Below are 19,820 nucleotides of genomic sequence, written 5' to 3' on the forward strand. Positions count from 1 at the left end.
GCACCCCTTTCAAGGATTTGAAAATGAACCAGGAACTGACAAACAACCCGTTTAACCCGCTCACACCCCCCAAGGTGTTTGATGAGATCAAGGTGTCTCTGGCCTCGCCGGAGCGCATCCTGAGCTGGTCCTTCGGGGAGATCAAGAAACCAGAAACCATCAACTACCGGACCTTCAAGCCGGAGCGTGATGGTCTTTTCTGCGCGCGTATCTTTGGGCCGATCAAGGACTACGAATGCCTCTGCGGCAAATATAAGCGCATGAAGTATCGCGGCGTTGTCTGCGAGAAATGCGGTGTGGAAGTCACGCTGCAAAAGGTCCGCCGCGAGCGGATGGGCCATATCGAGCTAGCCTCGCCCGTGGCCCACATCTGGTTCCTCAAGTCGCTGCCTTCGCGCATCGGTCTGATGCTGGACATGACGTTGCGGGATCTGGAGCGGGTGCTCTATTTCGAGAACTACGTGGTGATCGAACCCGGTCTGACGGACCTCACCTACGGTCAGATGATGACCGAAGAAGAGTATATGGACGCGCAGGACGCTTACGGCATGGACGCCTTCACGGCGAACATCGGGGCGGAAGCGATCCGTGAAATGTTGGCGGCGATCGATCTGGAAGCCGAAGCGGAGCAGCTGCGCGCCGATCTGAAAGAGGCGACAGGCGAGCTGAAGCCCAAGAAGATCATCAAGCGTCTGAAGGTCGTTGAATCCTTCCTCGAGTCCGGCAACCGCCCGGAGTGGATGGTTCTGACCGTCATTCCGGTCATTCCGCCGGAACTGCGCCCGCTGGTGCCGCTGGATGGCGGCCGTTTTGCGACCTCCGACCTCAACGATCTCTATCGCCGGGTGATCAACCGTAACAACCGCCTCAAACGGCTCATTGAGCTGCGCGCGCCGGATATCATCGTGCGCAACGAAAAGCGGATGCTGCAGGAATCCGTCGATGCTCTGTTCGACAACGGCCGTCGGGGCCGGGTGATCACAGGCGCCAACAAGCGCCCGCTGAAATCGCTCTCCGACATGCTGAAAGGCAAGCAGGGTCGCTTCCGTCAGAACCTTCTGGGGAAACGCGTCGACTTCTCCGGTCGTTCGGTCATTGTGACCGGGCCGGAGCTGAAGCTGCACCAGTGTGGCTTGCCGAAGAAGATGGCGCTGGAGCTCTTCAAGCCTTTCATCTATTCGCGGTTGGAGGCCAAAGGCCTTTCCAGCACCGTGAAACAGGCGAAGAAGCTGGTCGAGAAAGAGCGTCCGGAGGTCTGGGACATCCTCGATGAGGTGATCCGCGAACACCCTGTGATGTTGAACCGTGCGCCCACGCTGCACCGTTTGGGCATTCAGGCGTTCGAGCCCGTGCTGATCGAAGGGAAAGCGATCCAGCTTCACCCGCTGGTGTGTTCAGCCTTCAACGCCGACTTCGACGGGGACCAGATGGCCGTGCACGTCCCGCTCTCGCTGGAAGCCCAGCTGGAAGCGCGTGTGCTGATGATGTCCACCAACAACGTGCTGTCGCCCGCCAACGGTGCGCCGATCATCGTGCCTTCGCAGGATATGATCCTGGGTCTTTACTACACCACGCTGGAGCGTGAGGGCATGCCGGGCGAAGGCATGGTCTTTGGCTCCGTCGAGGAGGTTCAGCATGCGCTGGACGCGGGTATGGTGCATCTGCATTCCAAGATCACCGCGCGGATTCCGCAGATCGACGAGAACGGCATGGAGGTCATGCAGCGGTTTGAAACCACGCCGGGCCGGGTGCGCCTTGGCGCGCTGCTGCCGCTGAACGCCAAAGCGCCGTTTGAGCTGGTGAACCGTCTGCTGCGCAAGAAAGAAGTGCAGCAGGTGATCGATACCGTCTACCGCTACTGCGGTCAGAAGGAATCCGTCATTTTCTGCGATCAGATCATGACCATGGGTTTCCGCGAGGCGTTCAAGGCCGGGATTTCCTTCGGCAAGGACGACATGCTGATCCCCGACACCAAATGGCCCATCGTGCAGGAAACGCGTGAGCTGGTGAAGGATTTCGAACAGCAGTACATGGACGGCCTGATCACCCAGGGTGAAAAGTACAACAAGGTAGTCGATGCCTGGTCGAAGTGTAACGACAAGGTCACCGATGCGATGATGGGCTCGATCTCTGCCAGCCAGCGCGATGATGCGGGTGCCGAGAAAGAACCGAACTCGGTCTACATGATGGCGCACTCCGGTGCCCGGGGTTCGGTGACGCAGATGAAACAGCTCGGCGGGATGCGCGGCCTGATGGCCAAGCCGAACGGCGACATCATCGAGACACCGATCATCTCGAACTTCAAGGAAGGTCTGACCGTTCTTGAGTACTTCAACTCCACGCACGGTGCGCGGAAAGGTCTGTCGGATACCGCTCTGAAAACGGCGAACTCCGGGTACCTGACACGCCGACTGGTGGATGTGGCACAGGACTGCATCGTGCGCATGCTCGATTGCGGGACGGAGACGTCGATCACAGCTGTTGCAGCCGTGAACGATGGCGAAGTCGTTTCCTCCTTGTCGGAGCGCATTCTGGGCCGCGTTGTGGCCGAAGACATCATGCGTCCGGGCACGGATGAGGTGATGGTTGCCTCGGGCACGCTGATCGATGAACGCATGGCGGATTCCATCGAAGACGCAGGCGTTGCCTCGGCGCGCATCCGCAGCCCGCTGACCTGTGAGGCCGAGGAGGGCGTTTGCGCCATGTGCTACGGGCGTGACCTCGCGCGCGGCACCATGGTCAACACCGGTGAGGCGGTCGGCATCATCGCCGCGCAATCCATCGGTGAGCCGGGCACGCAGTTGACGATGCGGACGTTCCACATCGGCGGTGTTGCGCAGGGTGGCCAGCAATCGTTCCTTGAGGCCAGCCATACCGGCAAGGTCGTGTTCGAGAACGCACAGACCCTGGAGAACGCCTCGGGCGAGACCATGGTGATGGGCCGGAACATGAAGCTGATCATTCAGGACGAGAATGGCGAGGAACGGGCCAGCCACAAGGTTGGATACGGTACCAAGCTCTTCGTCACCGATGCTCAGGACGTGGTCCGCGGCGACAAACTCTTTGAGTGGGATCCCTACACCCTGCCGATCATCGCGGAGAAATCCGGGACAGCGAAATTCGTGGACCTGGTGTCCGGGATCGCGGTCAAGGACGAAACCGACGATGCGACCGGCATGACCCAGAAGATCGTGATCGACTGGCGCTCGGCGGCCAAGGGCAACGAGCTCAAGCCTGAAATCATTCTGGTCGGGGCGGATGGCGAACCGGTCCGCAACGACGCGGGCAACCCGGTGACCTATCCGATGTCCGTGGATGCGGTTCTGTCCATCGAGGATGGCTCCGAGATCAAGGCCGGTGACGTTGTGGCACGTATCCCTCGCGAGGGCGCCAAGACCAAGGACATCACCGGGGGTCTGCCGCGTGTGGCCGAACTCTTTGAGGCACGCAGGCCCAAGGATCACGCCATCATCGCGGAAATCGACGGCTACGTGCGTTACGGCAAGGACTACAAGAACAAACGCCGTATTGCGATTGAATCCGCCGAAGATCCGGACACCAAGGTCGAATACATGGTGCCCAAGGGCAAGCACATCCCGGTTGCGGAAGGTGATTTTGTCCAGAAGGGCGATTACATCATGGACGGTAATCCGGCGCCGCATGACATCCTCGCGATTATGGGTGTCGAAGCGCTGGCGGACTACATGATCGACGAGGTGCAGGACGTTTACCGCCTGCAGGGTGTGAAGATCAACGACAAGCACATCGAAGTCATCGTGCGCCAGATGCTGCAGAAGTGGGAAATCCAGGACTCTGGCGATACCACGCTTTTGAAGGGCGAACATGTCGACAAGCAGGAGTTCGATCTCGCCAATGAGAAAGCGCTCAGCAAAGGTGGTCGTCCAGCGCAGGGGGAACCGATCCTGCTCGGCATCACCAAGGCCAGCTTGCAGACCCGCAGCTTCATCTCGGCGGCGTCCTTCCAGGAGACCACACGTGTTCTGACCGAAGCCTCCGTGCAAGGGAAGAAAGACAAACTCGTTGGCCTGAAAGAGAACGTCATCGTGGGCCGTCTGATCCCGGCGGGCACCGGCGGTGCCACCATGAAGGTGCGCCGCGTGGCACAAGACCGCGACAATGTCGTGATCGAAGCACGCCGTGAAGAAGCCGAAGCCGCTGCCGCCCTGGCAGCCCCTTCCGGTGACGACATGGTTGGTGGTGATGTTTTTGATCAGGTCATCACACCGGATCCTGACAGCCGCGACTAAAAGCGGTAGATAGCAAAATGAAACCTCCGGCGGAGCAATTCGCCGGGGGTTCTTTTTTGGCGGTTCAGTCCACTGAAGATCGCGGCTCGAACTCTCCGGCAAAGCACGATTTTCATGGCTCCAATCTCAAAACGCCCACAAAATGTGTGGCTATGACGGCTTTTCAACGATAGCGTCCGGGATATTGCACACGACCCAAGAGGTCGTTTCAAATTGATCCAGAAGGTCGTTCATGTCTGACACGCAGCACCCATTAGCCCCGCATCACCTTCCGCACTATTTTGCCACCGCCGACGGCAGCGACTACCTCTTTACAGTCATGGTTTTCTTCGTTTTGGGGATCATTCTGCTGGTGGGCGTCGCTTACTTCACGTTGCACGCGCTGCCGGAACAGATGGCGCATAAAGGGAATGCGACGCAGCTGCAGTTGATCAGTATTCTGGCGATGCTGGCGCTCTTTACACACAACAATATCTTCTGGGTCGCAGCACTGGTTCTGGCAGCCTTCAGGCCACCTGACATCGTCACCCCCCTGTCGTCCATCGCGCAATCGCTTCAGGCCATGGTCAGCAAGGAAAAGTAAGATATGTTTGAGCTTATTTTCTGTTCATTGCTGACGGTTCTGCCCGATTATCTGCTGCGCCGTCGTTTTCAGGGCAAGCGCTGGGGTGTGGAGATCGACTTTTTCACCGTCTGGTATGAGCTGCGCTGGGGCATCACCATGTGTGCGATGCTCACCACGATGCTGATCACCATCGTCTTTTATTATCATCCGTCGACCTCCAATGTGGCGTCGTTTTTTCGAACGCTGACCATCCTGTCCGAGGGCGGTGGGCGCGTTGAAGAAGTCTATGTCGAGATCAACGAGGAGGTGAAAGCAGGCGACCCGATCTTCAAGCTGGACAGCAGCAGTCAGGAAGCGGCAGCCGAAACCGCGCGGCGGCAAATCGAAGAGGTGAATGCAGCCCTGCAGGTGGTCGAGGCCGAGCGTGGTACCGCAAATGCCATCGTGGCGCAGGCGCAGGCTGCCTATCAACAGACGTTGGAAGATTTTCAGCGGCAGGTGGCCTTGCGTGACCGCGGGTCGACCGCTGTCAGTGAGCGCGATGTCACCGTGCTGCAAAACGAATTGGCTGTGCGACAGGGTGAAGTGGATGCCGCAAAAGCCGGTCTTGATGCGCTTCAGGTGCAGATTGACGTACAATTGCCGGCGCAGCTCGCCAGTGCCGAGGCCGCTCTGGCACAGGCCGAAACCGAAATTTCCAAGCTCACCGTATATGCGGGTGTTGATGGCACAATCGAGCAGCTGACGCTGCGCAGGGGTGATATCGTCAATCCGATTTTGCGGCCCGCGGGCATTCTGGTGCCGTCGGATGCCGGGCGAAACAGGTTTCAGGCCGGGTTCTCGCAGGTCTCCGCACAGGTCGTCAAAAAGGGTGGCGTGGCTGAAATCATGTGTGCGTCGAAACCCTTTACGGTCATCCCGATGGTGATCACCGAGGTGCAGGATGTCATCGCGTCGGGCCAGATCCGCCCGTCGGATCGTCTGGCCGACGTGCAGGTGCAGAGTGCTCCGGGGACCATCCTTGCGTTTCTGGAACCGATCTATCCCGGACAGACTGACGATATTCCCCCCGGCAGCAACTGCCTTGCCAATGCCTATACCTACAACCACGATCTTCTGGACGACCCGTCGCTTGGCTTCGGGCAGTGGCTCTTCATGCATGTGGTGGATACGGTTGGCGTCGTGCACGCCGCTGGGCTGAGGATTCGCTCCCTACTTTTGCCGCTTCAGACGCTGGTCTTTACCGGCCATTAGGAGATCGCATTGAACGCAGAGGATTTCATGCCTGACTGTGAGCGGTTTGAATCATTGTGACGGATGGGCAGGTCGACGCGGGCGTCTGGTCCCCGAATGTGACAGGGGCCATGTTGATGATGGCATCCATGGCCTGTTTCACCGTCAACGACGCGCTGATCAAGGCGACGGGTGGTGTCGTGCCCTTGTTCCAGCTGTTGGTCCTGCGGGGGGTGCTGGCGACCTTGCTGATTGCTCTTCTGGCAGGGTCGCGTGGGGCGTTTCGCGTGAGGGCGTCGCGCCGCGATTGGGCCTTGATCATCCTGCGGTCGGTCTCGGAGGTTGGCGCGGCCTACTTCTTTGTCACCGCCCTGTTGAACATGCCTCTGGCGAATATCACGGCCATTCTCCAGGTGTTGCCTTTGACGGTGACGCTGGGATCGGCTCTGATCTTTCGGGAGGCGATTGGCTGGCGCCGCATGACCGCCATCCTGATCGGTTTTTGCGGCATGTTGCTGATCGTCCGGCCAGGCCCCGAGGGCTTCACCCAATGGTCGCTCTATGCGTTGATCGCGGTGCTTTGTGTGACGGCGCGTGATCTCTCCACGCGACGCATCTCGCCGGAAGTACCCTCTTTGCTGGTCACCTTCTCCGCGTCCCTGACCGTTCTGATCGCCGCGGGGCTGGCATCGCTCAGCATTGAGTGGGCGCCCATCACACCGAGCCTCGGCGGCTTGATCGCGGCATCGTCGTTGTTCATCGTCGGAGGTTATTTCTTCAGCGTGCAGGTGATGCGGGCAGGGGATGTCTCCTTCATTGCACCCTTTCGATACACGGGGCTGATCTGGGCGCTGCTGCTGGGATGGGTGGTCTTTGGTGAATGGCCCGGGATGATGACGCTTCTGGGGGCAGGCATTATCGTCGCAACCGGGCTTTTTACCCTCTACCGGGAACACGCGCTCATGCGTGGATAACCACGTCGCCCACCGTTGTGATGTTGCTTGCGCTCGCAATTTCCAAGGGGGCGAATTGCCAGGTGAACCCTTACCATCCCTGGTACCACGCATCGGTGCCGCAGCGGCCCGATAAGATTGGCGGGCCTGTTGACACCATGCGCGACTCCTTCTATACGCCCGCTATCTCGACGGCAGGGGTCCACCCTGCGCGCCGAATTCAGAACTGAAGTGGTCACGATCCGGCCCCCTATCGGCCCGATCCTCTGTAAACCCACCGCGTCGTTTCCTCGGTACGGAAGCGTGGCGGTCTTTTCGCATTGCGCCATAGGCGCATGTAAATCGTAGCGCCTATGGCGCAGTTTAGAGATTGCGCCATAGGTGCATTCAAATTGTAGGCGGACGCGTCTGCGAGAGAGTCAAACCGCATGGGGGTCGTCCTCGTGCACACATATGTGAGCAACACGGGGAAAGAACCGGAATGCCAACGATCCAACAGCTGATCCGCAAACCGCGGCAGCCAAAAATTAAACGTTCAAAGTCCATGCACCTGCAGGAATGCCCGCAGAAGCGTGGCGTTTGTACGCGTGTTTATACCACCACTCCAAAGAAGCCGAACTCGGCGATGCGGAAAGTGGCCAAGGTCCGTCTGACCAATGGCTTTGAGGTGATCAGCTACATCCCGGGCGAAAGCCACAACCTTCAGGAACACTCCGTGGTTCTGATCCGTGGCGGCCGTGTCAAAGACCTTCCCGGTGTCCGTTACCACATTCTGCGTGGTGTTCTGGATACCCAGGGCGTCAAAGACCGTAAGCAACGTCGTTCGAAGTACGGCGCGAAGCGTCCGAAGTAAGAGGAATAGAGAATGTCCCGTCGCCACGCAGCCGAAAAACGCGAAGTCCTGCCAGATGCCAAATATGGTGATCTGGTTCTGACGAAATTCATGAACAACCTGATGATCGACGGCAAGAAGTCGGTCGCAGAACGCATCGTTTACAGCGCGCTTACCCGTGTTGAAGACAAGATCAAACGTGCGCCCATCGAGGTCTTCCACGAAGCGCTCGACAACATCCAGCCCTCGGTCGAAGTTCGCTCCCGCCGGGTTGGTGGTGCGACGTATCAGGTGCCTGTCGAAGTGCGCCCCGAGCGCCGTCAGGCTCTGGCCATCCGCTGGCTGATCAAAGCCGCCCGTTCGCGCAATGAGAACACCATGGAAGAGCGCCTGGCAGGCGAGCTTCTGGATGCTGTTCAATCCCGCGGCACCGCGGTGAAGAAGCGCGAAGACACCCATAAAATGGCCGACGCCAACAAAGCGTTCAGCCACTACCGCTGGTAAACACTGTCGCGCCCCCTGTGGGCGCGATGATCCGTTTTTAGATACCTCAAGGAAGCAGCCCCATGGCACGCGACTATCCGCTCGACCGCTACCGCAACTTTGGCATCATGGCGCATATTGATGCCGGTAAAACAACCTGTTCGGAACGCATCCTGTATTACACAGGCAAGTCCCACAACATCGGTGAGGTGCACGATGGTGCGGCTACCATGGACTGGATGGAGCAGGAGCAGGAACGCGGCATCACCATCACGTCGGCTGCGACCACCACGTTCTGGGAACGCACCGAAGACGGCTCTACCGCGGACACGCCCAAGCACCGCATGAACATCATCGACACGCCCGGCCACGTGGACTTCACCATTGAAGTCGAGCGTTCGCTGGCGGTTCTCGATGGTGCGGTTGCCGTTCTGGACGCTAATGCCGGTGTTGAGCCGCAGACAGAAACCGTCTGGCGTCAGGCTGACCGCTACAAGGTGCCGCGCATCGTGTTCGTCAATAAGATGGACAAGATCGGCGCGGATTTCTTCAACTGCGTTCACATGATCCAGGACCGCACAGGTGCGATCCCTTGCCCGATCCAGATTCCGATCGGGGCGGAGAACGAACTGGAAGGCATGATCGATCTGGTCACCATGGAAGAGTGGGTCTGGGCCGGTGAGGACCTTGGTGCGTCTTGGGAAAAACGCCCCATTCGCGACAGCCTGAAGGCGCAAGCCGAAGAATGGCGCGGCAAGATGATCGAAGTTGCGGTCGAAATGGACGACGACGCGATGATGATGTACCTCGAAGGCGAAGAGCCCGACGTACCGACATTGCGCCGCCTGATCCGCGAAGGCACGCTGGCGATCAAATTCATCCCCGTTCTCTGCGGCTCCGCGTTCAAAAACAAAGGTGTTCAGCCTTTGCTCAACGCTGTGATCGACTACCTGCCATCGCCGATGGACGTGGTTGACTACATGGGCTTCAAACCCGGTGACGAGACAGAAACCCGTGACATCGCCCGCCGCGCGGACGACAGCATGGCGTTCTCGGCGCTGGCGTTCAAAATCATGAACGACCCCTTTGTCGGCACGCTGACCTTCACACGCATCTATTCGGGTGTGCTGAACAAGGGTGACACGCTGCTGAACTCGACCAAGGAGCGCAAAGAGCGCGTGGGTCGGATGATGATGATGCATTCCAACGACCGCGAGGAAATCACCGAAGCCTTCGCGGGCGACATCATCGCGCTGGCCGGTCTGAAGGATACCACAACCGGGGATACGCTCTGCGCTGTCAACGATCCGGTCGTTCTGGAAACCATGACCTTCCCCGATCCGGTGATCGAGATCGCGGTTGAGCCCAAAACCAAGGCCGACCAGGAGAAGATGTCGACAGGTCTGCAACGTCTTGCCGCGGAAGACCCGTCTTTCCGCGTGGAAACGGATCTGGAATCAGGTCAGACCATCATGAAGGGCATGGGCGAGCTTCACCTCGACATCCTCGTGGACCGTCTGAAGCGTGAATTCAAGGTTGAGGCCAACATCGGTGCGCCGCAGGTTGCCTACCGCGAGACCATTGGTCACGAGGTTGAACACACCTATACGCACAAGAAACAGTCGGGCGGTTCGGGTCAGTTCGCCGAGGTGAAAATGATCATCTCGCCGACAGAGCCGGGCGAAGGCTATTCCTTCGAGAGCCGCATCGTCGGTGGTGCCGTTCCAAAGGAATACATCCCCGGTGTGGAAAAAGGCATCCAGTCGGTCATGGACAGTGGCCCGCTGGCGGGCTTCCCGGTGATCGACTTCAAGGTGGCCCTGATCGACGGTAAGTTCCACGATGTGGACTCCAGTGTGCTGGCCTTTGAAATCGCAGCCCGTATGGGCATGCGCGAAGGCATGAAGAAAGCCGGTGCGAAACTGCTCGAGCCGATCATGAAGGTCGAAGTTGTGACGCCTGAGGAATACACCGGTGGCATCATCGGCGACCTCACATCCCGTCGCGGTCAGGTGCAGGGTCAGGACACACGTGGTAATGCGATTGCCATCGATGCCTTCGTTCCGCTGGCCAACATGTTCGGCTACATCAACACCTTGCGGTCGATGTCGTCGGGGCGTGCGAACTTCACCATGCAGTTCGATCACTACGAGCCCGTGCCGCAGAATATCTCTGACGAGATTCAGGCCAAATTCGCGTAAATTCCGCTGCCCCTTTTTCGGGGCGGCGAAACCCAATGACCGGCGGGCCGACCGCCACACGATAAAATCCGGGCCTTTCGCCCGACAGAACACCTAAGGAGGCCACCATGGCAAAGGCAAAGTTTGAACGTACTAAACCGCACGTAAACATTGGCACGATTGGTCACGTTGACCACGGCAAGACGACGTTGACGGCGGCGATCACGAAGTATTTTGGCGATTTTCAGGCCTATGACCAGATCGACGGCGCGCCCGAGGAGAAAGCCCGTGGCATCACCATTTCCACCGCCCACGTGGAATATGAAACCGACGCGCGCCACTATGCCCACGTCGACTGCCCCGGCCACGCGGACTACGTGAAAAACATGATCACCGGTGCGGCGCAGATGGACGGCGCAATCCTGGTGGTGAACGCCGCGGACGGCCCGATGCCGCAAACGCGCGAGCACATCCTGCTGGGCCGTCAGGTGGGCATCCCCACCATGGTTGTCTACATGAACAAGGTCGACCAGGTGGATGACGACGAGCTGCTTGAGCTGGTGGAAATGGAAATCCGCGAGCTCTTGAGCTCCTACGAATATCCCGGCGACGACATCCCCGTGATCCCCGGCTCGGCGCTGGCGGCGATGGAAGGCAACAACCCCGAGATTGGTGAAGAATCCATCAAGAAGCTGATGGCCGCCGTCGACGAGTGGATCCCGACGCCTGAGCGTGCGATCGACCAGCCGTTCCTGATGCCTGTGGAAGACGTCTTCTCGATCTCCGGCCGCGGTACCGTTGTGACAGGCCGTGTCGAGCGTGGCGTGATCAACGTGGGCGACGAGATCGAAATCGTCGGCATCCGCGACACCCAGAAAACCACCTGCACCGGCGTGGAAATGTTCCGCAAGCTGCTGGACCGCGGCGAAGCGGGCGACAACATCGGCGCGCTGCTGCGTGGCATCGACCGGGACGGCGTTGAGCGTGGACAGGTGCTGTGCAAGCCGGGTTCGGTGACCCCGCACACCAAGTTCGAAGCCGAAGCCTACATCCTGACCAAGGAAGAGGGTGGCCGTCACACGCCATTCTTTGCCAACTACCGCCCGCAGTTCTACTTCCGCACGACGGATGTGACCGGCACGGTGCAGCTGGCTGAGGGCACCGAGATGGTGATGCCGGGCGACAACGTGAGCTTTGGCGTTGAGCTGATCGCACCGATCGCGATGGAAAACGGGTTGCGCTTCGCGATCCGCGAAGGCGGCCGCACCGTCGGCGCAGGCGTCGTCTCGAAGATCACTGAGTAAGCGAACTTGCTCTAGACAATCGGGGTGCCGGGTCATATTCGGCACCCCAGCCATTTCGGAGCAAGGCTCCGATACGCAAAAAGACGCGATGAAGGGTGGCAATAAGGCTGCTCTTCCTCTCCGTTCAAGACCCCAGTTAGGGAAAAGAAAAAATGGCCATCCAAAGCCAAAACATCCGCATCCGCCTGAAGGCGTTTGACTATCGTGTGCTGGACGCGTCCACACAAGAGATCGTCAACACCGCCAAGCGGACCGGCGCATCTGTTCGCGGTCCGATTCCGCTGCCGAACAAGATCGAAAAATTCACCGTTCTGCGTGGCCCCCACGTGGACAAGAAATCCCGTGACCAGTTTGAGATCCGCACGCACAAGCGTCTGCTGGATATCGTTGATCCGACCCCCCAGACCGTGGACGCGCTGATGAAGCTCGACCTGGCCGCTGGTGTGGACGTCGAGATCAAGCTGCAATCGTAAGCCAGGGAGGGACATTATCATGTTGCGCTCAGGCGTTATTGCAAAAAAAGTCGGGATGACCCGGCTGTTCATGGAAGACGGTAAGCAGATCCCTGTGACCGTGCTTCAACTCGACAAGCTGCAGGTCGTGGCGCAGCGGACATCTGACAAGGACGGCTATTCGGCCGTTCAACTCGGTGCCGGTTCTGCCAAGGCCAAGCGGACGTCTCAGGCCATGCGCGGTCACTTCGCTGCGGCGAAGGTGGAACCAAAGCGCAAGGTTGCAGAGTTCCGCGTGGACGAGGAAAACCTGATTGGTGTGGGTGAAGAGATCACCGCGAACCATTACTTTGAAGGTCAGTTCGTCGATGTGGCGGGCACCTCTATCGGTAAAGGGTTTGCCGGTGCGATGAAGCGCCACAACTTCGGTGGTCTGCGCGCGTCGCACGGTGTGTCGATCTCGCACCGCTCGCACGGCTCCACAGGCCAGTGTCAGGATCCGGGCAAGGTTTTCAAAGGCAAGAAAATGGCCGGTCACATGGGGGCGGCGCGTGTCACCACCCAGAACCTGCAAGTGGTTCGTACCGATGCCGACCGTGGCTTGATCATGGTCAAAGGCGCCGTTCCAGGCTCCAAAGGCGGCTGGGTCACTGTCAAGGATGCGGTTAAGAAGCCGTTCCCTGAGAACGCGATCCTGCCTGCGGCGCTGAAATCTGCTGCTGAAGAAGCTGCAAAAGCTGCCGAGGAAGCCGCTGCTGCAGCTGCCGCAGAGGCCGAAGCGGAAGCCAAGCGTCTGGCCGAAGAGCAAGCCGCTCAGGAAGCCGAACAGTTGAAAGCTGCTGAAGCTGATATCGCGGCTGACAAGGCTGATGATGCCGGCGACGCCGAAGACAAGAAAGAAGGTGACGCATGAAACTCGATGTCATCAAACTAGACGGCGGCAAGGCCGGGTCGGTCGATCTGGACGAGGCACTCTTTGGTCTTGAGCCACGGGCCGACATCCTGCACCGCGTCGTGCGCTGGCAGCGCAATAACGCGCAGGCAGGCACGCATAAGGTCAAGACCCGTTCGGAAACTAGCTACTCGACCAAGAAGATCTATCGCCAGAAGGGCACCGGCGGCGCACGCCACGGCTCCCGCAACGCGCCGATCTTCCGCGGTGGTGGTATCTACAAGGGCCCGACCCCGCGCAGCCACGGTCACGAGTTGACCAAGAAGTTTCGCAAGCTGGGCCTGTGCCACGCGCTTTCCGCGAAAATGAAAGCGGGCGAGCTGGTCATCATCGACGAGGCCTCCTCCGAAGGCAAAACCGCCGCTCTGGCCAAACAGGTTGCAAACCTGGGCTGGAAACGCGCGCTGGTCATCGACGGGGCGTCCGTGGACGAGAACTTCGCCCAAGCCGCGCGCAACATTGACGGTCTGGATATCCTGCCGACAATGGGCGCAAACGTATATGACATCCTCAAGCGTGACACCCTGGTGATCACGAAGGCGGGCGTCGAAGCACTGGAGGCCCGTTTGAAATGAGCGCCAAGGCAGAACATTACGATGTGATCCGCAAGCCGATCATCACCGAGAAAGCAACCATGTCGTCCGAGAACGGCGCGGTGGTTTTTGAGGTGGCGATCGACAGCAACAAGCCGCAGATCAAGGAGGCCGTCGAGGCGCTCTTTGGTGTGAAGGTCAAAGCGGTCAACACCACGATCACCAAAGGCAAAGTGAAGCGTTTCCGCGGCCAGCTCGGCAAGCGGAAGGACGTCAAGAAAGCCTATGTGACGCTGGAAGCCGGCAACACGATTGACGTGTCTACCGGGCTCTGAGTAGACATCAGAAAGAAGTTGAAAACCCCGGCTTTGAGAGGCCGGGGTTTTTCTTTTTGCTTACACGCTGACGCGGGAAGTCGACGAGAAATATCAAAAAGAAAAGAGTGCTTTGAATAAGTCGAAAAAGAAATATCCAGTTGGCCCGGGTGACTTCGTGGACGGTCAAGCGATTACGACCTTCCAAGCGCTGTGCATATTATCCGGAGCTATTTTGGCTTGTTTCGTGCTGGGCTATCTACTCGCCGGATCAATGTCTGATCAATTTATCAATTCTCTCAGACGCTTATGGTTGATAGGCCCTCGTGTAGAAAGTTATAGTAGATATTCCCCAATTTCAGTTCCTTATTATATCGCGACACTGATAGTGAGTTTCCCAACTTCTATTGGTGTATTAATATGTTTCAAAAACAGATATTTGGGTAAAAAACGTGGCCATAGAAACTTGAGCGCAGAGCTCTTTAGACGTGCGCTGATCGCAATGTCGTTCGCTATGCTCATATTCATGATCGTTAACTTCATGCCGATAAGCGATCCAAATGGTGTTTCTGCGCCCCTATTCTTCCCAGCTTTACCGGTTTTGGGTCCCTTGGCTGCCATGTTGCTTCCAGTCGGGTTTATGCAATTTTTTCCTTGGATCTATAAAAATAGTTGAGGGTGCCGGTATGTTGATTGCGGAGCCATCTTTCTGACATGCGTGAAAAAATGCGCCAACGGTCCTGTTGAAGTTCGCGGAGCGCCATCAAATGCTGATCCACGACAATAAGGTCGTCTGACATCTTGACCCGCCCTCGCGTCTTTAATAAGTGAACCCATCGGCACAGCCCCGGATTCGTCCGGGGCTTCGCCTTTGTCCGTATGGACATCCAAGTCGGGCACCTACGGGGGCCTTTATACCATAGGCGCTTCACCGCGCCGTACAGCAAAACGGAAGACAGACAACATGGCACTCAAGTCGTATAAACCGACGACGCCGGGCCAGCGTGGGCTGGTACTGATCGACCGTTCGGAGCTCTGGAAAGGCCGCCCGGTCAAAGCCCTCACAGAAGGCTTGACCAAGAATGGCGGACGGAACAACACCGGACGGATCACGATGCGCCGCAAAGGCGGCGGGGCCAAGCGCCTCTACCGGATCGTTGACTTCAAGCGGAACAAACTGGATGTGGCGGCCACGGTCGAACGCATCGAATATGACCCCAACCGCACAGCCTTTATCGCCCTCGTGAAATACGAAGACGGTGAGCAGGCCTACATTCTGGCGCCGCAGCGTCTGGCCGTAGGTGACAGCGTGGTTGCGTCGCAAAAAGCAGATATCAAACCCGGCAACGCGATGCCTTTCTCTGGCATGCCCATCGGGACAATCGTGCACAACATCGAGATGAAGCCCGGCAAGGGTGGTCAGATCGCCCGTGCCGCCGGCACCTACGCACAATTCGTCGGCCGCGATGGTGGCTACGCTCAGATCCGTCTGAGCTCTGGCGAGCTGCGTCTGGTGCGTCAGGAATGCATGGCCACCGTGGGTGCCGTCAGCAACCCCGACAACTCCAACCAGAACTACGGTAAAGCGGGCCGCATGCGTCACAAGGGCATTCGCCCGTCTGTGCGTGGTGTTGTTATGAACCCGATCGACCACCCGCATGGTGGTGGTGAAGGCCGGACCTCTGGTGGTCGTCACCCGGTGACGCCTTGGGGCAAGCCGACAAAGGGTGCAAAGACCCGGAACAAGAAAAAAGCGTCCAGCAAGCTTATCCTGCGCTCGCGGCACGCCAAGAAGAAGGGGCGTTAATCTATGTCTCGTTCAGTATGGAAAGGTCCTTTTGTCGACAGCTACGTGTTGAAAAAGGCCGAAGCGTCCCGCGAAAGCGGCCGCAACGAAGTGATCAAGATCTGGTCGCGCCGCTCGACAATCCTGCCCCAGTTTGTGGGCCTGACGTTCGGTGTCTACAACGGTCACAAGCACATCCCTGTCAACGTCAGCGAAGACATGATTGGTCAGAAGTTTGGTGAGTATTCGCCAACGCGGACCTACTACGGTCATGCCGCCGACAAAAAAGCGAAGCGGAAGTAAGCCATGAGCAAGGATAAAAATCCCCGCCGCGTGGCTGACAACGAAGCAATGGCAAAACTGCGCATGCTTCGTACATCCCCGCAGAAACTGAACCTCGTCGCCGCGATGATCCGGGGCAAGAAGGTGGACAAGGCCCTGACGGACCTGACCTTCTCCAAGAAACGGATCGCTCTGGACGTGAAGAAATGCCTTCAGTCCGCCATCGCGAACGCGGAAAACAACCACAACCTCGACGTCGACGAATTGGTCGTCGCTGAGGCCTATGTGGGTAAAAACCTGACCATGAAGCGTGGACGCCCGCGCGCGCGTGGCCGGTTCGGCAAGATCATAAAGCCGTTCTCGGAAATCACGATCAAGGTGCGTCAGGTAGAGGAGCAAGCCTAATGGGTAACAAAGTCAATCCGATTGGCATGCGCCTGCAGGTGAACCGCACCTGGGACAGCCGCTGGTATGCCGACACGAAAGATTACGGGGATCTTCTGCTGGAAGACCTCGCGATCCGTGAATTCATCAAGAAAGAGTGTCATCAGGCCGGTGTGGCCCGTGTGATCATCGAGCGTCCGCACAAGAAGTGCCGCGTCACGATCCACACAGCCCGCCCCGGTGTCATCATCGGCAAGAAAGGTGCAGACATCGAAGGCCTGCGCCAGAAGATCGCCAAGATGACCGACAGCGAGCTGCACCTCAACATCGTTGAAGTGCGCAAGCCCGAGCTGGACGCGGCATTGGTCGGTGAGAGCATTGCACAGCAGCTGGAGCGTCGGGTGTCTTTCCGCCGCGCCATGAAACGTGCGGTTCAGAACGCCATGCGTATGGGCGCCCTTGGCATTCGTGTGAACGTCGCGGGCCGCCTTGGCGGTGCCGAGATCGCGCGGACTGAATGGTACCGCGAAGGCCGCGTGCCTTTGCATACCCTGCGGGCCGACATCGATTACGCACATGTGGAAGCGACGACTGCCTATGGCATCATCGGGATCAAGACCTGGATCTTCAAAGGCGAGATCATGGAGCACGATCCGGCCGCGCGTGACCGTAAAGCACAGGAACTCCAAGATGGCCCAGCACCCCGCGGTGCAGGCGGTCGTCGCTAAGGGGGAATGACAGATGCTACAACCAAAACGCACGAAATTCCGCAAGCAGTTCAAGGGCTCGATCAAGGGCTTGGCGAAGGGCGGGTCTGACCTGAACTTCGGCACCTATGGCCTCAAGGCCATTGAGCCCGAGCGGGTCACAGCCCGTCAGATCGAAGCGGCACGCCGCGCGATGACGCGTCACATGAAACGTCAGGGCCGGGTCTGGATTCGGATTTTCCCGGATGTGCCGGTCACGGCCAAACCCATCGAAGTTCGGATGGGTAAAGGTAAAGGCTCCGTCGACCGTTGGGCGGCGAAGGTCAAGCCGGGCCGCGTGATGTTCGAGATCGACGGTGTGAATGACGACGTCGCCCGCGAGGCCCTGCGTCTGGCAGCGATGAAGCTGCCGATCAAGACACGGGTCGTGGTCAGAGAAGATTGGTAATCTTCTCTGAGTGCGGTGTAGCGGGTTTTCCCAGAAAACCTGCGGGCCGGCACCCGGTAGAAATTGAGAGCCTCCGCTGAGACATCAGCGGGGGTTTTTAATTGGGTCTGCGCCGAGCCATATGCCTCCAATCCTCTTGAAGCGATCAACTGAATCTAAGAACACTCTATGCGTTTATCTCGTCTGCATGTTTCCCGCATAGGTATGTCGCAACTGTTGAACAAAAAATGTGTATGAGAAGGCCGCTGTTATGAAGAAATATCTATTGTTGATCGCATTCGGATTGATGTCGGCCTGTGCGACACAGATCATGCAAGGCTATGTCGGCCGCGACATAACAGAAGTTGTTTTGGACTATGGCAAACCTACCAATGTGGTGGAACTTCCGGATGGGCGGACAGCATTCCAATGGAATAGAACGACTTCATATACCGCTCCGATCACGACCAATATATATGGTAGTGGAAGCTACGCGACCGCTACGACATACGGCGGTGGAACGAGTTATAGTGACTGCCTCTACACACTGTTTGCACAACCAAACGCACAAGGTTCGTTTACTGTAACTGGCTATAAGGAACCCAGCTTTAGTTGCCTATGAAGGTTAGCGGTGCTTCGGTGGCAAAAAAGGCGTTGCAAAGGTATCAATCAAGGCCGCTTTGCTCGAACTCCCCAATGAAAGGCGAAACGACCCACTCATAGAGTTTCTTGAGATCGCTGTTTTTGTTGCTATGCATCTTTTGTTGCTCTGTCCTTGCGACGGAGTGCGGCCCGCAGGTTTTCTACGAAAACCCGCTACACCGCACGCGTCTCATTCAACTGGCTGGGCTAGACCCAGCTGTAGTTGAATGAGACGGAAATTCGTTCCTCTTCCGCCATGTTCAGTGGGACTTCGTGGCGCAGCCAGCTTTCCCAGAGGAGCACCTCGCCAGTTTCGGGCGTGACGTAATGGAAGCTGCGCATCTCGGGGCGGGCGTCTTTCACACGGGCGGGTGCGGCCATCATCATCGGCAGCCGCGGGTCCTCGAATTTGATTGCGCTCGCGCCGGGGGGAACGGTCACGTAGGTCGTGCCGCTGATGACACTTTGCGGGTGGATGTGTGACGTATGGATGCCGCCGGGGGGCAGGATGTTGATCCAGATGTCCTCCAACTTCAGCTTGCGGCCATCGAGGTTGAATTCAAGGTCTTTAGTGAAGGCTTTGACGTGTTTGTTCAGGGCCTTGACCAGATCCTTGAAGATCGGGAAGCGGTAGGGCAGGTCGGTCAGTGAGGCGTAACTGGTGTAGCCCGGGTAGCCGTTTTCGTCGCACCACTCCTGGCCCGCCTCGTCATCTTCAGCGATGGACCAGCACGAGGCCTCAAGTTCGGCGGTGTCGATAGGCTTGCCCTGCTCAGAAAGGGTGGCGCGGTAGAGGCGAGTCACGAAGAGGGATTCGATGTCAGACATGCGTCTGTCTTATCCGAGCCGTGCGGTGCTGGCGAGTGGGTTAACCGTGCGGCTGCGCAACACTTGATCCGGTGCACATGCGGTAGGACGGGGCCGCGACGCGGAACCCAGGGTTAACGCTATAAAGACACCGGGTTCCGCGGACATGCCATACATACACAGTGCGTGCACACACTGCGCACTGAGTGTGCGCATTTGGCGGGATTAAGGCATCTCGCGGCTCGCGGTAGGACAAGGGTGGCGATGCTTAAACGGCCAGCTTGCGGGACAAATCGGACTTGTGCAGAAGCAGCTATTGATGACGCAGCAAGTGTTTGCATTTGCGGCGTAGCTTATTTGGCAGTGCAGCATATTTCACCAAATCGACCGTTCCATTGGCCGATCCTCGCTGTTCCCACAACGGGCCTTCGCGGCGGTCTTTCCTAACCACATGATGCAGTCTTAGCGACCGTCTCGCCAAGCTCTCGGCGGGTGCTTTTGCTTGGAACAAGGAATTGTGGCTTGCTCCCTTGCGGAGGAAGGCGTCGTTTTGTACTCCAACTTGCGCATGTTTCTCTGCGGAAATCGTGGGGAGCGATGACCGGGATCTGATGCGGTTCGCCTTGCGTGTCGCACAGGGCCCGAAGGGATTGCAGCCGCCGGTTGACAGGGGCGATCCTCAAGTCAGTGTTTTGGAGGAGTAGATCCGTGAACCG

20 protein-coding genes are annotated in these 19,820 nt (G+C 58.2%); 19 read left to right on the plus strand and 1 reads right to left on the minus strand.

The genetic code is table 11. The features are described 5' to 3' along the window. Positions 1-23: 23 nt before the first annotated feature. From rpoC to Q1A63_RS20245, 19 genes are all read left to right on the plus strand, one after another. Positions 24-4,268 carry a DNA-directed RNA polymerase subunit beta' gene (rpoC, locus tag Q1A63_RS20155; protein ID WP_298974873.1) on the plus strand — a complete coding sequence of 1,415 codons (4,245 nt, stop codon included), beginning with the start codon at positions 24-26 and terminating at the stop codon, positions 4,266-4,268. 232 nt (positions 4,269-4,500) lie between these two features. Next, on the plus strand, positions 4,501-4,851 hold the full coding sequence (locus Q1A63_RS20160) for a hypothetical protein (RefSeq protein ID WP_298974875.1): 351 nt from the start codon (positions 4,501-4,503) through the stop codon (positions 4,849-4,851). Between the two features lie 3 nt (positions 4,852-4,854). Beyond that, positions 4,855-6,087, plus strand: coding sequence for a biotin/lipoyl-binding protein (locus Q1A63_RS20165; RefSeq protein ID WP_299632411.1), 1,233 nt, complete (start codon positions 4,855-4,857; stop codon positions 6,085-6,087). Between the two features lie 110 nt (positions 6,088-6,197). Further along, positions 6,198-7,040 carry a DMT family transporter gene (locus Q1A63_RS20170; RefSeq protein ID WP_299632421.1) on the plus strand — a complete coding sequence of 281 codons (843 nt, stop codon included), beginning with the start codon at positions 6,198-6,200 and terminating at the stop codon, positions 7,038-7,040. Between the two features lie 460 nt (positions 7,041-7,500). Then, complete coding sequence (gene rpsL / locus Q1A63_RS20175; protein WP_011570072.1) at positions 7,501-7,872, plus strand: 30S ribosomal protein S12; 372 nt, start codon at positions 7,501-7,503, stop codon at positions 7,870-7,872. A 12-nt stretch (positions 7,873-7,884) separates the two neighbouring features. Continuing rightward, positions 7,885-8,355 carry a 30S ribosomal protein S7 gene (gene rpsG, locus Q1A63_RS20180; RefSeq protein WP_195819724.1) on the plus strand — a complete coding sequence of 157 codons (471 nt, stop codon included), beginning with the start codon at positions 7,885-7,887 and terminating at the stop codon, positions 8,353-8,355. A gap of 62 nt (positions 8,356-8,417) precedes the next feature. Then, positions 8,418-10,535, plus strand: coding sequence for an elongation factor G (gene fusA / locus Q1A63_RS20185; protein WP_298974882.1), 2,118 nt, complete (start codon positions 8,418-8,420; stop codon positions 10,533-10,535). Positions 10,536-10,642: 107 nt separating this feature from the next. After that, on the plus strand, positions 10,643-11,818 hold the full coding sequence (gene tuf / locus Q1A63_RS20190) for an elongation factor Tu (protein ID WP_298974861.1): 1,176 nt from the start codon (positions 10,643-10,645) through the stop codon (positions 11,816-11,818). Positions 11,819-11,976: 158 nt separating this feature from the next. Continuing rightward, a complete protein-coding gene (gene rpsJ / locus Q1A63_RS20195) occupies positions 11,977-12,291 on the plus strand; it encodes a 30S ribosomal protein S10 (protein ID WP_108838874.1) in 315 nt (104 codons plus the stop codon). A 19-nt stretch (positions 12,292-12,310) separates the two neighbouring features. Then, positions 12,311-13,183, plus strand: coding sequence for a 50S ribosomal protein L3 (gene rplC, locus Q1A63_RS20200; RefSeq protein ID WP_298974884.1), 873 nt, complete (start codon positions 12,311-12,313; stop codon positions 13,181-13,183). Further along, the gene (gene rplD, locus Q1A63_RS20205; RefSeq protein WP_298974886.1) at positions 13,180-13,797 is read left to right on the plus strand and encodes a 50S ribosomal protein L4; all 618 of its coding nucleotides are present in this window, start codon (positions 13,180-13,182) and stop codon (positions 13,795-13,797) included. The genes rplC and rplD overlap by 4 nt, the downstream gene beginning before the upstream one ends. Beyond that, the gene (locus tag Q1A63_RS20210; RefSeq protein ID WP_298974888.1) at positions 13,794-14,090 is read left to right on the plus strand and encodes a 50S ribosomal protein L23; all 297 of its coding nucleotides are present in this window, start codon (positions 13,794-13,796) and stop codon (positions 14,088-14,090) included. Before rplD ends, Q1A63_RS20210 begins: the two co-directional genes overlap by 4 nt. A 112-nt stretch (positions 14,091-14,202) precedes the next feature. Next, on the plus strand, positions 14,203-14,745 hold the full coding sequence (locus Q1A63_RS20215; protein WP_299632412.1) for a hypothetical protein: 543 nt from the start codon (positions 14,203-14,205) through the stop codon (positions 14,743-14,745). A 288-nt stretch (positions 14,746-15,033) separates the two neighbouring features. After that, complete coding sequence (gene rplB, locus Q1A63_RS20220; protein WP_298974892.1) at positions 15,034-15,876, plus strand: 50S ribosomal protein L2; 843 nt, start codon at positions 15,034-15,036, stop codon at positions 15,874-15,876. A 3-nt stretch (positions 15,877-15,879) separates the two neighbouring features. After that, positions 15,880-16,158: a 30S ribosomal protein S19 gene (gene rpsS / locus Q1A63_RS20225; protein WP_067296663.1), complete on the plus strand. Its 279-nt coding sequence runs from the start codon at positions 15,880-15,882 to the stop codon at positions 16,156-16,158. Between the two features lie 3 nt (positions 16,159-16,161). Further along, positions 16,162-16,542 carry a 50S ribosomal protein L22 gene (rplV, locus tag Q1A63_RS20230; protein WP_195819734.1) on the plus strand — a complete coding sequence of 127 codons (381 nt, stop codon included), beginning with the start codon at positions 16,162-16,164 and terminating at the stop codon, positions 16,540-16,542. Then, positions 16,542-17,249 carry a 30S ribosomal protein S3 gene (rpsC, locus tag Q1A63_RS20235; protein ID WP_195819735.1) on the plus strand — a complete coding sequence of 236 codons (708 nt, stop codon included), beginning with the start codon at positions 16,542-16,544 and terminating at the stop codon, positions 17,247-17,249. The genes rplV and rpsC overlap by 1 nt, the downstream gene beginning before the upstream one ends. A 13-nt stretch (positions 17,250-17,262) precedes the next feature. Beyond that, positions 17,263-17,676: a 50S ribosomal protein L16 gene (gene rplP, locus Q1A63_RS20240; RefSeq protein ID WP_219499988.1), complete on the plus strand. Its 414-nt coding sequence runs from the start codon at positions 17,263-17,265 to the stop codon at positions 17,674-17,676. A gap of 250 nt (positions 17,677-17,926) precedes the next feature. Beyond that, entirely contained in the window at positions 17,927-18,277 is a 351-nt protein-coding gene (locus Q1A63_RS20245) for a hypothetical protein (RefSeq protein ID WP_298974900.1), read from the plus strand. 227 nt (positions 18,278-18,504) lie between these two features. On the opposite strand, the gene Q1A63_RS20250 is transcribed toward Q1A63_RS20245, so the two are convergent. Then, on the minus strand, positions 18,505-19,125 hold the full coding sequence (locus Q1A63_RS20250) for a 2OG-Fe(II) oxygenase family protein (protein ID WP_298974902.1): 621 nt from the start codon (positions 19,123-19,125) through the stop codon (positions 18,505-18,507). Positions 19,126-19,820 lie beyond the last annotated feature (695 nt).

It is taken from the genome of uncultured Roseobacter sp., assembly GCF_947499265.1.
Taxonomy (GTDB): Bacteria; Pseudomonadota; Alphaproteobacteria; order Rhodobacterales; family Rhodobacteraceae; genus Roseobacter.